Genomic DNA, 15,577 nt, shown 5'->3' on the forward strand with positions numbered 1-15,577 from the left:
AATCTCGGGGCGTCTTCTTGGCAGATCGACTGGCGATCAGACCGCTTCTTCACGCGATGCGCGCTTGCGCTCGTGTTCCTTCAGGTGACGCTTGCGCAGGCGGATGCTCTTCGGCGTGACTTCCACCAGCTCGTCGTCGGCGATGAACTCGACCGCGTATTCGAGCGACATCTGAATCGGCGGCACCAGGCGCACAGCTTCATCGGTACCCGACGCACGCACGTTGGTCAGCTGCTTGCCCTTGATCGGGTTGACGACCAGGTCGTTATCGCGGCTGTGGATGCCGATGATCATGCCCTCGTAAAGAGCATCACCAGGCGACACGAACATACGGCCGCGATCCTGCAGCTTCCACAGCGCGTAGGCCACGGCAGCGCCGTCGTCCTGCGAGATCAGCACGCCGTTGTGGCGCTCGCCCAGGTCGCCTTCCTTGACCGGCGAATAATCGTCGAAGATGTGGCTGATGAGGCCGGTGCCGCGGGTCAGCGTCAGGAATTCACCCTGGAAGCCAATCAGACCGCGGGCCGGAATGCGGTATTCCAGACGCGTACGGCCCTTGCCGTCCGACGCCATGTCGAGCAGTTCGCCCTTGCGGCGGCCCAGCTCTTCCATGACACCGCCCTGGTGGCCGTCTTCCACGTCCACGGTCAGGCGCTCAAACGGCTCGCATTTCACGCCGTCGATTTCCTTGAACACCACGCGCGGGCGCGACACGGCCAGCTCGTAGCCTTCACGGCGCATGTTTTCCACCAGAATCGTCAAGTGCAGTTCACCACGGCCCGACACTTCGAAGATCGTGTCGTCGCCGGTGTCCTTCACGCGCAGGGCCACGTTGGACTTCAGCTCGCGGTCCAGACGATCGCGCAGTTGGCGGCTCGTCACGAACTTGCCTTCGCGGCCAGCCAGCGGCGAGGTGTTGACGCAGAAGTTCATCGTCAGCGTCGGCTCGTCCACCTTCAGCATCGGCAGCGCTTCCTGGGCGTCCGGCGCACACACGGTGCAACCGATGCCCAGTTCTTCAATACCGTTGATCAGCACAATGTCGCCGGCTTCGGCTTCCTGCACCAGCTCACGCTCCAGACCGCGGAACTTCAGCACTTGGTTGATACGGCCCTTGATCGGGTTGCCTTCCGGACCGAACTTGACCACCACGTCCTGCAGCGGACGCACGCGGCCACGCGTAATGCGGCCCACGCCGATCTTGCCGACGTAGCTTGAGTAGTCCAGCGAGATGATCTGCAGTTGGAACGGACCGTTCGGGTCGTCGTTACGCTGCGGCACCTTGTCGAGAATGGTCTCGAACAGCGGCTTCATGTCGCCTTCGCGCACGTCGTCGGTCAGGCCGGCGTAACCGTTCAAGCCCGAGGCGTACACCACCGGGAAGTCGAGCTGGTCGTCGTTGGCGCCCAGCTTGTCGAACAGGTCGAAGGTCTGGTTGATCACCCACTCCGGACGCGCACCCGGGCGGTCCACCTTGTTGATCACGACGATCGGCTTCAGGCCCAGGGCCAGCGCCTTGCGCGTCACAAAGCGCGTTTGCGGCATCGGGCCTTCCACGGCATCCACCAGCAGCAGCACGCCGTCGACCATCGACAGCACGCGCTCGACCTCGCCGCCGAAGTCCGCGTGGCCCGGGGTATCGACGATGTTGATGTGGGTACCGTTGTATTCGACCGCGCAGTTCTTCGCGAGGATGGTAATGCCGCGTTCTTTTTCGATGTCGTTCGAATCCATCACGCGCTCGGCGATCTGCTCGTTCTCGCGAAACGTGCCGGATTGGCGAAGGAGCTGGTCGACCAGTGTGGTTTTGCCGTGGTCAACGTGGGCAATGATGGCGATGTTGCGAAGCGCGCGCATGGGATGTGAACTCGAAAAGACGTGACACGAGCCCGGGACAGCACCCAAATTCAGCTCGCGGAATAACCTGACATTCTAGCATGCTGCGATGCGCAAGACATGACACTCAGTGAAGAATCGATAAGGGAGCGAGGTCTGAGTGATTACTGAATCACTCATTATTTCCTAAACTGGAATCACACATTCAGTACCTTGCTGTTTGCTGCGCCAATTCGTATATTTGTCCGGACAATGATTGTGCATACATAAGATGTCCGAACAGACAAGACCCGCCACCGAAGTTGCTGCCGGAACCCTCTTCCGGGTGGAGGACTACCGCATGTGCGAAAGCGTGGGCTACCTCGTGGGGCGCGCCAAGACGGCGCTGTCCATGGCCATCGAGCAGGAAGTTGCCGCGATGGATGTGACGCATTCCCAGGCCAGTTGCCTGGTGCTTCTCGCCAACGGCCGATGCCAAACCGCCACCGACCTCGGCCGCGAATTGAACACCGACATCGGTTCGCTCACGCGCATGCTCAGCCGCATGGAAAAGCGTGGCCTGATCGAGCGCGTGCGCAGCGAGTCCGACCGCCGCGTCGTGCATCTGGAGGTGACCCAAGCCGGCCGTGACTTGGCCGACCGCATGCCAGCCATCTATACGCACGTGCTGAATCGCTTCTTTGCCGGCTTCACGCCGGGCGACGTCGATACGCTGCGCGAGCTCCTCAAGCGCATTCTCGACAACGGTGCCGCAACGGAGGGGCATCGCGTACGCCCCGCCGGTCACTGACGCTGCTCTGCCTGAATTGCACCCGCAGCACCGAACGCTTTCCGCCCCTCTTGATCGCTTGACCCATCAAACAACATGAACGCCTCGAACTCCGCCCCTCAGGCATTTTCGCCCCTAAGCCGCGCCGGCAGTCCGCGCGCGCAATGGCCGGCGCGCCTGGGCGTGGCGCTTTCCGCCGTGACGCTGGCTGTGCTGGCCGGTTGCGCAAACCTCGGCAATTCGCGCAGCACGCAGACGCTGACAACGCCGGGCCAGTTGGCGAGCGCGCAATCGTTGCCCTCGCAGGGCGGCCAGTGGCCGTCGCAGAACTGGGTCGATCAGTTCAACGATCCGCAACTGCGCGCACTGGTGGACGAGGCCATCAAGGACAACCCGAACCTGCAAGTCGCCTTTGCTCGCGTGCGCGCTTCGCGTGCGATGGCCGATGTGGTGCGCGGCAATCTGTATCCGAGCGTCGGGCTCGATGCCGACATGACACGCCAGCGCCTGTCGGAATACGACATGTTTGAAGGCACGCCGCTCGCTGGCCGGTGGTTCACGGAATCGAAGATCCAGCTTGGCGTGAGCTACGACCTGGATTTCTGGGGCAAGAATCGCTCCGCGCTGGAAGCTGCGCTGTCCGACGACAAATCGATGGAAGCGGAAAGCCAGGCTTCGCGACTGGTGCTGTCGACCACGGTGGCACGCACCTACGCAAAGCTGGCCGCGCTCTACGCGCAGCGCGACGTGGCCGAACGTGCAATCATGCAGCGCAAGGATTTGACCAACCTCGCAGGCCAACGCTTGCGTGCGGGGCTCGATACGCAAGTTGAAACCACGCAGGCTCGCGCCAACGTGGCCGCCGCGCAGACGGAATTTGAACAGGTCGACGAGCAGATCACGCTGGCACGCAACCAACTGGCCGCGCTGCTGGGCAAGGGCCCGGACCGCGGCCTCACGATCACGCGCCCGACGCTGCTCGCGCAAGCCACGCCCAAGCTGCCTAACAACCTGACCATCGACCTGATCGGTCGTCGCCCGGATCTCGTGGCCGCACGCTGGCGCGTGGAAGCCGCGTCGAAGGATATCGACGTCGCCAAGGCGGAGTTCCTGCCGGATATCAGCCTGACCGCATTCCTGGGGCTGGCTTCGATTGCGCCGGAAAACCTGCTGCTTGGCGCATCGCGTCAGCTCGGCATCGGTCCGGCGCTCAAGCTCCCGATCTTCCAGGGCGGCAAGCTGCGCGCCAACCTGCGCGGCAAGTACGCCAACTATGACGCCGCTGTCGCGAGCTACAACCAGACGCTAACCGAAGCCCTGCACGACACCGCGGACCAGATCACCACGCTGCACAGCATCGACTCGCAGATCGCCATCCAGCGCACCGCCTTGAGCGAAGCTGAGCGCGCCTACAGCCTCGCCCGCACCCGCTACAGCGCCGGCCTTGGTACACAACTGGTCGTGCTGAACGCGGAGACGACCGTGTTGCAGCAACGCAAGCTCGCGACCGATCTGCAGGCACGCCGACTCGATGCGCAGATGGCCCTCATCAAGGCCCTCGGCGGCGGCTATACGGCAGAAGACCTCCCCGGCATCAAGCCCGAGGCTACCGCATCGCATGGCTGACCTGTACTGAATTGAATTGAACTGAACCGACCGTTCCAACGCATTCTTTCGAGCCAACATCATGAGTGACAACAAGCCCCAAGCCGCTCCGTCCGCAGCCCCCGCGGCAACGCCCACCGGCAACGGCAATACCAATGGAAACCGCAAGCGCATGCTGACCACGCTGGCCGCCGCACTGGTGGTTGCCGGCGTCGGCTACGGCGTCTACTGGGGCCTGTACGGCCGCTGGTTCGAGTCGACCGACGATGCCTACGTGCAAGGCAACGTGGTCCAGGTGACGCCGCAGGTGGCAGGCACCGTGGTCGCCATTCGCGCCGATGACACGCAACTCGTCACCTCCGGCCAGCCCGTGATTGAGCTGGATCGTGCCGATGCGCGCGTCGCGCTGGAGCAGGCTGAAGCCGCGCTCGCGCAGACGGTGCGCCAGGTGCGTACGCTGTACTCGAACACCAGCGCATTCACCGCCACGCTGGCCATGCGCGAGAGCGATCTCGCCAAGGCGAAGGACGACTTGGCCCGCCGCAAGCAGATCGCCGGTACGGGCGCCGTGTCGCAAGAAGAAATCTCGCACGCACAAACCGCTGTGCAGGCTGCCCAATCCGCACTGGAAGCCGCCAAGGAACAACTGCAGGGCAACCGCGTGCTGACCGAACAGACCACGCTGGACCGTCACCCGAACGTGTTGCAGGCTGCCGCCAAGGTCCGCGAGGCTTACCTCGCCTATGCGCGTACCAGCCTGCCGGCATCGGTCACGGGCTACGTGGCCAAGCGTTCGGTGCAGGTCGGCCAGCGCGTCGCGCCGGGCACGCCGCTGATGGCCATCGTGCCTCTGGACCAGCTCTGGGTGGACGCCAATTTCAAGGAAGTCCAGGTGCGCCACATGCGCGTGGGTCAGCCGGTTGAACTGGTGGCCGACGTGTATGGCAGCAGCGTGACGTACCACGGCAAGGTGGTGGGTTTCTCGGCGGGTACGGGCTCGGCGTTCTCGCTGCTGCCGGCACAGAACGCTACTGGCAACTGGATCAAGGTGGTGCAACGCCTGCCGGTGCGCGTGTCGCTCGACCCGAAGGAACTGAAGGACCATCCGCTGCGCGTGGGCCTGTCGATGGAAGCCAAGGTCGACATCCATGACGAAGGTGGTCAAAGCCTGGCCACCGCGCCGACGGCTTCGCCGCTGCAAACGACGGTGTACGACCAGGCCGGAAAAGACGCCGACCAGGTCATTGCCAGCATCATCACCGCCAACGCCGGCCGCGGCGGCGCTAATGCACCGGCCGCCACCAACGTGCCGGCTGCAACGAGTCCGCGCGCTTCGCAACCCGCACCCAAGGTCTGACGCATGGCAACCGCCGCGCCCAAGCCGCTGCAGCCACTGACTGGCGCCAAACTGGCGATCGGTACGGTCGCGCTGTCGCTGGCCACCTTCATGAACGTGCTGGATTCGTCCATCGCCAACGTGTCGATCCCGGCAATTTCGGGCGACCTGGGCGTGGCCCCGAACCAGGGCACGTGGGTCATCACCTCGTTTGCGGTTGCCAACGCCATCTCGGTGCCGCTCACGGGGTGGCTGACGCAGCGTTTCGGGCAGGTGCGCCTGTTCGTCACGTCCATTCTGCTGTTCGTACTGTCGTCGTGGGCGTGCGGACTGGCGCCCAATATGGGCATGCTGATCGCCGCCCGGATCATCCAGGGCGCTGTGGCAGGCCCGATGATTCCACTGTCGCAATCGCTGCTGCTGTCGACATATCCGCCCGCCAAAAGCTCGATGGCATTGGCGCTATGGGGCATGACCACGCTGGTCGCGCCGATCATGGGGCCGATCTTCGGCGGCTGGATCTCAGACAATATGAGCTGGCCGTGGATCTTCTACATCAACATCCCGGTGGGCATCCTGGCTGCGTACGCAACGTGGGTCATCTACAGGGACCGTGAATCGCCGACACGCTTGCTGCCGATCGACAAGATCGGCCTGGCGCTATTGATCCTGTGGGTGGGCTCGCTTCAGTTGATGCTCGATCGCGGCAAAGAACTCGACTGGTTCAATTCGACCGAGGTTGTGGTGCTGACGGTCGTTGCCATCGTGGGCTTCGCGTTCTTCCTGGTGTGGGAGCTGACCGAAGATCACCCCGTGGTGGACCTGACGCTGTTCAAGGGCCGCAACTTCAGCGCGGGGGTCGTTGCCATCTCGGTGGCGTACGGACTGTTCTTCGGCAACCTGGTGATCCTGCCGCTATGGCTGCAGACCATCGTGGGCTACACCGCCACGGATGCGGGCCTGATCATGGCGCCGGTGGGTATCTTCGCCATCATCCTGTCGCCCGTGATCGGCAAGAACCTGCCGAAGATGGATGCACGCTGGGTGGCGACCACGGCGTTCGTTACCTTCGCGCTGGTGTTCTGGATGCGCTCGCGCTTTACCGTGCAAGTGGACACGTGGACGCTGATGATTCCCACGCTGATCCAGGGCGCTGCCATGGCGATGTTCTTCATCCCGCTCACATCGATCATCCTGTCGGGCCTGCGGCCCGAGCGGATTCCGGCGGCCTCGGGTCTGTCGAACTTCGTGCGGATCATGTTCGGCGGCATCGGTGCATCGATCTCGACCACGGTGTGGGACAACCGCTCTGCCCTCCACCACGCGCAGCTTGTCGAGCACGTGAATCCTTACAACCCGGCCTATGCGTCGTCGATCAACCAGTACACGCAACTGGGCATGCCCAACCTGCAGGCCAATGGCGTGATCGAACGCGTGATCTCGCAGCAAGCCGCAATGCTGGGCGCCAACGATATCTTCTGGATTTCTGCGGTGCTGTTTATCGTGCTGATCGTCTTCATCTGGCTGACCAAGCCGGCGAAGTCGGCGGCCGGTGCTGAAGCGGCAGCTGGCGCGCACTGATCCAACATCGAGCAAACAAAAAAGCCACGCGTAGCTGCGTGGCTTTTTTGTTTGCCGGTCGATCGGCTTAAAGATGCACGAGCCGCCCCGGTCGCAGCACACCATCTTGCCAAGCAGCCACTCCGAGCAGCGACGCCGCGGCGCCCGCCTCTATCGTCTCACGCACGCCGTACACGCGTACCTGATCTGCGTTCGGCAACGCCAATCGCAACGGCAAGCGCTGACCATGCAGGAAGCGGCGGCTCTCTTCCGCATCCAACTCCACACGCGGCAGCGTCTGCAACAGCGCATCGACTGGCGCCAGCAATGCGGCGCGGGCATCTTCAGGGGCTGCATCCAGCGATTCGAGCGTCACGGCGCCGTTCAGTGTCAGGTTGCCGACCTGCGTGCGACGCAGCGCAACCAGATGCCCGCCGCAGCCCAGCGCCTCGCCAATGTCTTCACCCAACGTGCGGATGTACGTTCCCTTGCTGCATGACACGCGCAACGTGATCGTCGGCTCCGTCGACTCTAGATCCGTCGCCAGCACATCGATCGCGTGAATCGTTACCCGCCGCGCAGCGCGTTCCACGGTCTGACCCGCACGCGCGTACTCGTACAAGGGCTTGCCGTCCTTCTTCAGCGCAGAGTGCATCGGCGGCACCTGGTCGATCTCGCCGACAAAGCGCGCGATGGCTGCCTGCAGTTGCTCGGGCGTGACCGATACCGGGCGCTCGTTCAACACCTCGCCTTCCGCGTCTGCGGTACTCGTCTTGATACCAAGACGCACGACGGTTTCGTACGTCTTGTCTGCATCGAGCAAATCCTGCGAAAACTTGGTCGCCTCACCAAAGCACAGCGGCAGCAAGCCCGTAGCCAGCGGATCGAGCGTGCCGGTATGCCCCGCCTTCTTTGCCCACAGCAGGCGCTTAGCGCGAATCAGCGCATCGTTGCTCGACCAGCCGATCGGCTTGTCCAGCAGCAGCACGCCATGCACATCGCGGCGCGGTGGCTTTTGTGGCGCGGGCACATGTTGCTCGGCCATTTCAATCGTCTTTGGCACGCGTGGCGTTGGCCTCATCGATCAGACGCGACATCTCGATACCGCGCTCGACCGAACCATCAAAGTGGAAATGCAGTGTCGGCACCGTGTGGATGTGCAGGCGCTTGAACAACAGTGAATGCAGGTAGCCCGCCTTCTCGTTCAGAATGGCGCCGGCAACTTCCGGCTCAGCACCTAGCACCGTAAAGTAGATTTTGGCGTGCGCGTAGTCAGGCGTGAGCGTCACGGATTGCAGCGTCACCAGGCCCATCGCCGGGTTCTTGATTTCGCGCTGGATCAATTCGGCCAGATCACGCTGGATCTGATCGGCGATGCGCACGTTGCGGCCAGCGGCCGATCCCGATTTCTTCGGCATAGTGTGTTCCTCACATGGGCGCCACCAGCACACGCCGGCGCGGCCCAAAAAGACAAAACGGTGGCGCGGGACGCGCCCGGGCCACCGTCGCAAAGTCGAGCCGGACACCGAAGCGTCCGGCTAACGTATTACAGCGTACGCGCCACCTCGGTGATCTCGTAGACCTCGAGTTGATCGCCTTCTTGAACGTCGTTGAAGTTCTTGATCGACAGGCCGCACTCGAAGCCTTGCTTCACTTCCTTCACATCGTCCTTGAAGCGCTTGAGTGAATCGAGTTCGCCCGAGAAGATAACCACGTTCGCACGCAGCACCCGCACCAGCGAATTGCGCTTGACGAAACCGTCCAGCACCATACAGCCGGCGACGGCGCCAACCTTCGGCACGTGGAAGACTTGGCGTACCTCGACAAGGCCCGTCGTCTCTTCGCGCTTTTCCGGCGAGAGCATGCCCGACATCGCCGCCTTCACCTCATCCACAGCGTCATAGATGATGTTGTAGTAGCGGATGTCGATGCCCTGATGCTCGGCCAGCTTACGTGCGCCCGCATCGGCCCGCGTATTGAAGCCGATGATGACGGCCTTCGACGCGGTTGCCAGGTTGACGTCCGACTCGGTGATGCCACCCACGGCGGCGTGCACAACTTGTACGCGCACTTCGTCGGTCGACAGTTTCTGCAGCGAGTGCACCAATGCTTCCTGCGAACCCTGAACGTCTGCCTTGATGATCAGCGGCAGCGACTTCACATCGCCTTCGCTCATCTGTTCCAGCATGTTTTCCAGCTTGGCAGCCTGTTGGCGCGCCAGCTTCACGTCACGGAACTTGCCTTGGCGGAACAGCGCGATTTCGCGTGCCTTGCGCTCGTCCGGCAGCACCAGCACTTCTTCGCCGGCGCCCGGCACTTCCGACAGACCCTGGATTTCCACCGGGATCGACGGGCCAGCTTCCTTGGCCGGCTTGCCGTTTTCGTCCAGCATGGCGCGCACGCGACCATAGGCCGTGCCCGCGAGCACCACGTCGCCGCGCTTGAGCGTACCGCTCTGCACGAGCACCGTAGCGATCGGACCCTTGCCCTTGTCCAACTGCGCTTCCACCACCAGGCCCTTGGCCGGCGCATTGACCGGCGCCTTCAGTTCCAGCACTTCGGCCTGCAGCAGCACGTTTTCGAGCAGGCTGTCGATACCTTCGCCAGTCTTGGCGGACACCGGCACGAACGGCACATCGCCACCGTACTCTTCCGGAATCACGCTCTCAGCCACCAGCTCCTGCTTGACGCGGTCGGGGTTGGCTTCGGGCTTGTCGACCTTGGTGATCGCCACCACGATGGGCACCTTGGCCGCCTTCGCATGGGCGATGGCTTCCTTCGTCTGCGGCATGACGCCGTCGTCGGCAGCCACCACCAGAATCACGATGTCGGTTGCCTTGGCACCACGTGCACGCATAGCCGTGAAGGCCTCGTGACCCGGAGTGTCCAGGAAGGTGATGACGCCGCGATCGGTTTCGACGTGATATGCGCCGATGTGCTGCGTGATGCCGCCGGCTTCGCCTGCCGCAACCTTGGCACGACGGATGTAGTCCAGCAGCGAGGTCTTGCCGTGGTCAACGTGACCCATGACGGTCACGACCGGCGGACGGGTTTCTGCCTCGGCATTCGTCGGTTCTTCCACGCCGCCAATCAGCAGCGCTTCCGGATCATCCAGCTTGGCCGCGACCGCCTGGTGGCCCATTTCTTCGACCACGATCATCGCGGTCTCCTGGTCCAGCACTTGGTTGATCGTGACCATCTGGCCAAGCTTCATCATCTGCTTGATGACTTCGGCGGCCTTGACTGACATCTTGTGCGCCAGATCGGCCACAGAGATGGTTTCCGGCACATGCACCTCACGCACGACCGGCTCGGTCGGTGCCTGGAAGGCATTGCGGTTGTCGTCGCCATGGCGGTTACGGCCGCCCTTGGAGCCGGAGCGCCAACCGTCGGCACCGCCGCCGGTGTCGCCGCGCGTCTTCAGGCCACCACGCTTGCCACCACGGTTGTCGTCTTGCCAACCCGACTTGCCACGACCGCCCTTCTTGTCACCCGTAGGCGAACTCGGTGCAGCAGCGGCAGGTGCCGGAGCAGCCGGCTTCTTGGTAGCCGCAGCCGGGCGTGCTTCGCCAGCCGGCTTGACCGGCTTGTGCAGCGTGCCCAACTGCTCGGCCTTTTTGACCTCTTCAGCCTTACGCTCGGCGGGCGTCTTCAGCACACGAGCCGGGGCGCTCATCATCTCGCGGATGGCGCGGGCTTCGGCTTCAGCAGCTTCGCGACGCTTGCGAGCGGCGTCTTCCTCGGCCTTGATCTTGTCGGCAGCAACGCGCGCTTCGTCAGCAGCCTTCTGCGCGGCTTCGCGCTCGGTTGCCAGACGTGCGGCGTCTTCCTCGGCCTTGCGGCGCGGGGCTTCGTCCGACGCTTCAGCGGCAGCGCGGGCTGCAACGGCTTCTTCTTCCGCCTTCTTGGCAGCAAGTTCAGCCTGGCGTTTCTGCTCGGCTTCCGCTGCTTCCTGGCGGGCGCGACGCTCAGCCTCCTCGCGCTCCATCGCTTCCTGGCGCGCCTTCAGCTCGGCTTCCTGCCGGGCTAGCAATTCGGCCTGGCGGCGCTGTTCTTCCTCGCGACGCGCAACTTCCTCGGCATCGACCACCGGTGCAGCTTCTGCGGCCTCCGATTCAGCCTGTGCCGCGTTCGGCTCATCACGCTTGACCAGCACGCGCTTCTTCTTAACTTCCACTTGCACGGTACGCGTCTTGCCGGTGGCATCCGCTTGGCGGATTTCGCTGGTTTCGCGTTTGGTGATCGTGATCTTCTTGCGCGCGCCATCCTCGGCGCTGCCGTGTGCTCGCTTGAGATAGTCGAGCAGTCGGGTCTTGTCCGATTCGGTGATGACGTCTTCCGGCGTCGCCTTTTGCACGCCCGCGGCTTGCAATTGTTCCAGGAGCGCTGATGCGCTACGGTTCAATTCGCCAGCGAGTTGGGCAACTGTTGTGCTTGCCATTCAAACCCTTTCGATGCTTGGTTTCAGTGAGAATTGCGATAAACGATCAACGCTTATGCGACTCACGAAAACCAGTGTTCACGCGCCTTCATGATCAGCGCCTTGGCTTGTTCTTCGTCGACGCCGGTCATCTCGACCAATTCGTCCACGGCCAGCTCGGCCAAGTCGTCACGCGTCTGGATGTTCCCCTCGGCCAGCTTGCCGATCAGCTCCGGGGTCAGCCCCTCGAGGTCGCGCAGGTCTTGCGATACCTTCTCGACCTTTTCTTCCTTCGCCAGCTCCATCGTCAACAGCACGTCCCGAGCGCGGTTGCGCAGCTCGTTGACGGTGTCTTCGTCGAACGCTTCGATTTCCATCATTTCCTGCAGCGGCACGTAAGCCACTTCCTCGAGCGAGCTGAAGCCCTCTTCGATCAGGATGTCTGCAACCTCTTCGTCCACGTCCAGCTTCGCCATGAACAACTGGCGAACGACTGAGCTTTCTTCTGCCTGCTTCTGCGCAGACTCTGCCGGCGTCATGATGTTGATCTGCCAGCCGGTCAACTCCGACGCCAAGCGAACATTCTGGCCGCTACGGCCGATGGCCACGGCGAGGTTTTCCTCGTCGACCACCACGTCCATGCTGTGCTTTTCCTCGTCCACGACGATGGACTGCACTTGCGCCGGCGCCAGCGCACCGATCACAAACTGCGCCGGGTCTTCCGACCACAGCACGATGTCCACAGCCTCGCCGCCAACTTCGTTACGCACAGCCGTCACGCGGGTGCCGCGCACGCCAACGCAGGTGCCAATCGGGTCAATACGCTTGTCGTGCGCAACGACCGCGATTTTCGCACGCACGCCAGGATCGCGCGCGGCGGCCTTGATCTCCAACAGGCCCTGTTCCATTTCCGGCACTTCGTTTTCGAAGAGCTTGATCAGGAACTCTGGGCAGGTGCGCGAAAGCTCGATCTGCGGGCCGCGTGCGGTGCGGTCGACATTCAAGATGTACGCGCGGACGCGGTCGCCCGTGCGCAAATTTTCCTTCGGGATCATCTGGTCGCGGGCCAGCAGCGCCTCGACGCGGCCGGTTTCAACGATCAGGCCCTTCTTGTCGGCGCGCTTGATCGTGCCGGTCATGACCTTCTCGCCACGATCCAGGTAATCGTTCAGGATCTGCTCCCGCTCGGCATCGCGAATGCGTTGCAGGATCACCTGCTTGGCCGCCTGCGCGCCAATGCGGCCGAACTCGACCGACTCGATCTGCTCTTCGACGAAGTCGTCGACATCGAGGTCAGGATTTTGCTCCTTGGCTTCGAACAGCAAAATCTGCTTGTCCGGTTCCTGCAGGCCTGCATCGTCGGGAACGACGAGCCAGCGACGGAAGGTTTCGTGTTCGCCCGACTCACGGTCGATCGCCACGCGCACATCCACGTCTTCTTCAAAGCGCTTCTTGGTCGCGGAAGCCAATGCGGCCTCCAACGCCCCGAACACCACATCCTTGTCGACGTTTTTTTCGCGCGCAAGCGCATCGACGAGCAACAGAACTTCGCGGCTCATTGCTTGTTCCCTTTGTTTCGATTTCCTTTGAAGTCCAGCACAGGCACCAGCCGGGCGCGGTCGAGTTCCGACAGCGTGAATTCCAGCAGCGCGGGGCCTTCCTTGCCCTCAAACTCAAGGCCGATTCGTTCCTGGCCTGGCTCGCCCGTCGGAGCCTGAATGATTCCCGTGAAATTCTTTTGCCCGCCCACCGGCAGGCGCAACGTCACCTTGACCTCAAGGCCGGCGAAGCGCGTGAAGTCGGCCAGCGTGCGCAGCGGGCGGTCCAGCCCGGGCGACGACACTTCCAACCGTTCGTAGTTGACGTTTTCAACTTCGAACACGCGCGTGAGCTGATGGCTCACTTTTTCGCAATCTTCAATGACGATGCCGTTCTCTGCCTGATCGATATACACGCGCAGCAGCCCGGCGGGCGCGCGCTCCACTTCCACCAGCTCGTAACCCATGGCGGTGAGGGTTTTCTCAATCAGATCAGTCAAATGCACGTTTTTCCTGAAGAATTTCCCGGTATGACCAACCTGCGGAAGCAAAAAAAAATGGGCGCAACGCCCATATCATTCGCCCATCTTCTGCAGGATGACTTTTGATTAGACTCTCATTGTAATACGTTTCGAGGCAAAACGCAAAAATTGCCTAGAAGCCGCCACAAAATGGGGCGTTGCGACGAACGCCGCACACAACGCCCGCATTTTTAACGCTTACCGCCGCGTTTGCTACCACCGCGCGGCGCCTTATTGCCACTCGGGACACCACCACCACTCTTTCCGGGGCGCTTGCTGCCGGGCGCGCGATTGCCATCACGCATACCACCGCCGCCGGCCGCGCCGCCGCGGCCATTCGGGCGCTCACCCATACGGGTGCGCGCTGTCAGCGTGGTGGGACCACCCACATTGATGTAGCCCATGGACGTTTGCATCGGATCGGGCTGACGCGGGCTCGACGGACGGCGCTGCGCGGGTTGCGCGCGATTACCGTTCTCAACGCCCATACCGCGCGACTGGAAGTTGGCTTCCCCCGCAAAACCGGACGACATCGGCCCCATCAACACCGGCGCGGGCCCACGGCGACGATTGCCCTGGCGGTCTTGCCCACCGCCAGAACTGGCCGTCGGCACCTTCATGCCCAGCGTACCCATCAGCGTACGCACATCGTCGGCCGACACTTCCTGCCAGCGCCCGCGCTTAAGCCCGCGTGGCAATACGAAGCTGCCATAGCGCGTACGGATCAGGCGCGACACGGTCAGGTTGACCGCCTCGAACATGCGCCGCACTTCGCGGTTACGCCCCTCGGTCAGGGCGACGTGGTACCAGTGGTTGACACCTTCGCCGCCGCCATCGACGCAGCGCAGGAAGTTGGCTTCGCCGTCCTGAAGCGGGATGCCGTGCAAGAGCTTCTGACGGTCAGTTTCGGCCAGCTCACCCAGCGTACGCACCGCGTATTCACGCTCAACGCCATAGCGCGGGTGCATGAACCGGTTGGCGATATCGCCGGAGGTCGTGAAAATCAGCAGGCCCTCGGTATTGAAGTCGAGGCGGCCGACTGCAACCCACTTGCCCGTCTTCATGCGTGGCAACGCGTCGAACACGGTCGGCCGGCCTTCCGGATCGGACTGGCTCACGATTTCACCGGCCGGCTTGTGATACAGCAGCACGCGCGGCGGCTTGTTCGGCAGCTTGCGTTGGATCAGCTTGCCATTCACGCGCACCTGATCGGTCGCGAGAATGCGTTGGCCGATGTGGGCCGGCAGGCCGTTCACGGAGACGCGACCTTGCAGGATCAGGTCTTCCATGTCGCGGCGCGAGCCAAGCCCGGCATCAGCCAAGATTTTGTGCAGCTTGGGAGCGTCGTCGTCGGAGGTCAGTTCGCGCACCTTGGGGGGCTGCGATGCACCTCCAGCGTCAACCTCCGAATCGTACGCGCCGGAAATCACGTATTGGAAGACGTCTTCGGAGCCCTTGCCGCTCTTCAGCCCCTTGCCCCCTCGATTCTGGGTCTGGCCGCCAGCCTTGCCCTGCGGTTTGCCATTGTGGTTCGGCTGCTTGCCACGACCGCCGGCATTCTTGCCGCCAGCGCCTTCCGTACGTTCGCTGCGCTCGGCGCGTTCCGCCGGTTGGCCTTCGCCTTGACGGCGACGGTTCTTGCCGAAACGGCCGCGCGGACCACGTCGCTCCCCCTGGCTTTCTGCTGGCGCCTGTTCTGCCGGAGCAGCACCTTCTGCGGCAACGGTCGCCGGCTCACCAGCCGCTTCTTTCGGCTTGCGTGCCCGTGGCGCGCGGCTCTTGCGCGGTTGCGCAGGCTGGCCGGCGTCCGCACTACCCGCCTCAGCAGCTTCCCCCTCAGGGCGGCCGTCCTGCTGCTGGCGGCGCGAAGCCACAAGGTTGCGCAAGCCTCGGCGCAATCCCTTGCGACGAGGCGCGGCCTCAGTCCCATCACCGCCGTCTTGTCGCGGCGGCTGAGCGTCGGCGTCGGCCGGCATACGTGTATCCATGGAG

11 protein-coding genes are annotated in these 15,577 nt (G+C 63.1%); 4 read left to right on the top strand and 7 right to left on the bottom strand.

Annotated features, from left to right (window positions below; genetic code table 11):
• Nucleotides 1-36: 36 nt before the first annotated feature.
• Nucleotides 37-1,857 (bottom strand): translational GTPase TypA, encoded by a 1,821-nt coding sequence (typA, locus tag M1D44_RS08315; protein ID WP_024975908.1) that lies wholly within the window; start codon nt 1,855-1,857, stop codon nt 37-39.
• A 250-nt stretch (nt 1,858-2,107) separates the two neighbouring features.
• On the opposite strand from typA, the gene M1D44_RS08320 reads away from it, so the two are divergent.
• The 4 genes from M1D44_RS08320 (at nt 2,108) to M1D44_RS08335 (ending at nt 7,127) form a co-directional block, all read left to right on the top strand.
• Complete coding sequence (locus tag M1D44_RS08320; RefSeq protein ID WP_175537105.1) at nt 2,108-2,626, top strand: MarR family winged helix-turn-helix transcriptional regulator; 519 nt, start codon at nt 2,108-2,110, stop codon at nt 2,624-2,626.
• A 75-nt stretch (nt 2,627-2,701) separates the two neighbouring features.
• Nucleotides 2,702-4,231: an AdeC/AdeK/OprM family multidrug efflux complex outer membrane factor gene (locus M1D44_RS08325; protein ID WP_316853753.1), complete on the top strand. Its 1,530-nt coding sequence runs from the start codon at nt 2,702-2,704 to the stop codon at nt 4,229-4,231.
• Between the two features lie 61 nt (nt 4,232-4,292).
• A complete protein-coding gene (locus tag M1D44_RS08330) occupies nt 4,293-5,567 on the top strand; it encodes an HlyD family secretion protein (RefSeq protein ID WP_024975911.1) in 1,275 nt (424 codons plus the stop codon).
• A 3-nt stretch (nt 5,568-5,570) separates the two neighbouring features.
• Complete coding sequence (locus tag M1D44_RS08335) at nt 5,571-7,127, top strand: DHA2 family efflux MFS transporter permease subunit (protein WP_024975912.1); 1,557 nt, start codon at nt 5,571-5,573, stop codon at nt 7,125-7,127.
• A gap of 67 nt (nt 7,128-7,194) precedes the next feature.
• On the opposite strand, the gene truB is transcribed toward M1D44_RS08335, so the two are convergent.
• The 6 genes from truB to M1D44_RS08365 all read right to left on the bottom strand — a co-directional run bounded on the left by truB (nt 7,195) and on the right by M1D44_RS08365 (nt 15,561).
• Nucleotides 7,195-8,151 carry a tRNA pseudouridine(55) synthase TruB gene (gene truB, locus M1D44_RS08340; protein ID WP_316853754.1) on the bottom strand — a complete coding sequence of 319 codons (957 nt, stop codon included), beginning with the start codon at nt 8,149-8,151 and terminating at the stop codon, nt 7,195-7,197.
• Nucleotide 8,152: 1 nt separating this feature from the next.
• Complete coding sequence (gene rbfA, locus M1D44_RS08345; RefSeq protein WP_004626422.1) at nt 8,153-8,524, bottom strand: 30S ribosome-binding factor RbfA; 372 nt, start codon at nt 8,522-8,524, stop codon at nt 8,153-8,155.
• A 128-nt stretch (nt 8,525-8,652) separates the two neighbouring features.
• Nucleotides 8,653-11,547: a translation initiation factor IF-2 gene (gene infB / locus M1D44_RS08350; protein WP_316853755.1), complete on the bottom strand. Its 2,895-nt coding sequence runs from the start codon at nt 11,545-11,547 to the stop codon at nt 8,653-8,655.
• A 62-nt stretch (nt 11,548-11,609) separates the two neighbouring features.
• Nucleotides 11,610-13,085: a transcription termination factor NusA gene (gene nusA / locus M1D44_RS08355; RefSeq protein ID WP_024975915.1), complete on the bottom strand. Its 1,476-nt coding sequence runs from the start codon at nt 13,083-13,085 to the stop codon at nt 11,610-11,612.
• Nucleotides 13,082-13,570: a ribosome maturation factor RimP gene (gene rimP / locus M1D44_RS08360; protein WP_024975916.1), complete on the bottom strand. Its 489-nt coding sequence runs from the start codon at nt 13,568-13,570 to the stop codon at nt 13,082-13,084. The genes nusA and rimP overlap by 4 nt, the downstream gene beginning before the upstream one ends.
• 206 nt (nt 13,571-13,776) lie before the next feature.
• Nucleotides 13,777-15,561, bottom strand: coding sequence for a pseudouridine synthase (locus tag M1D44_RS08365; RefSeq protein WP_024975917.1), 1,785 nt, complete (start codon nt 15,559-15,561; stop codon nt 13,777-13,779).
• Nucleotides 15,562-15,577 lie beyond the last annotated feature (16 nt).

Source organism: Ralstonia sp. SA306, assembly GCF_054792405.1.

Coding starts and splice junctions, on each gene's coding strand:
- M1D44_RS08320 (WP_175537105.1), top strand. CDS start 2,108: ATGTCCGAACAGACAAGACCCGCCACCGAAGTTGCTGCCGGAACCCTC.
- M1D44_RS08335 (WP_024975912.1), top strand. CDS start 5,571: ATGGCAACCGCCGCGCCCAAGCCGCTGCAGCCACTGACTGGCGCCAAA.
- M1D44_RS08325 (WP_316853753.1), top strand. CDS start 2,702: ATGAACGCCTCGAACTCCGCCCCTCAGGCATTTTCGCCCCTAAGCCGC.
- nusA (WP_024975915.1), bottom strand. CDS start 13,085: ATGAGCCGCGAAGTTCTGTTGCTCGTCGATGCGCTTGCGCGCGAAAAA.
- M1D44_RS08365 (WP_024975917.1), bottom strand. CDS start 15,561: ATGCCGGCCGACGCCGACGCTCAGCCGCCGCGACAAGACGGCGGTGAT.
- truB (WP_316853754.1), bottom strand. CDS start 8,151: ATGGCCGAGCAACATGTGCCCGCGCCACAAAAGCCACCGCGCCGCGAT.
- infB (WP_316853755.1), bottom strand. CDS start 11,547: ATGGCAAGCACAACAGTTGCCCAACTCGCTGGCGAATTGAACCGTAGC.
- typA (WP_024975908.1), bottom strand. CDS start 1,857: ATGCGCGCGCTTCGCAACATCGCCATCATTGCCCACGTTGACCACGGC.
- rbfA (WP_004626422.1), bottom strand. CDS start 8,524: ATGCCGAAGAAATCGGGATCGGCCGCTGGCCGCAACGTGCGCATCGCC.
- M1D44_RS08330 (WP_024975911.1), top strand. CDS start 4,293: ATGAGTGACAACAAGCCCCAAGCCGCTCCGTCCGCAGCCCCCGCGGCA.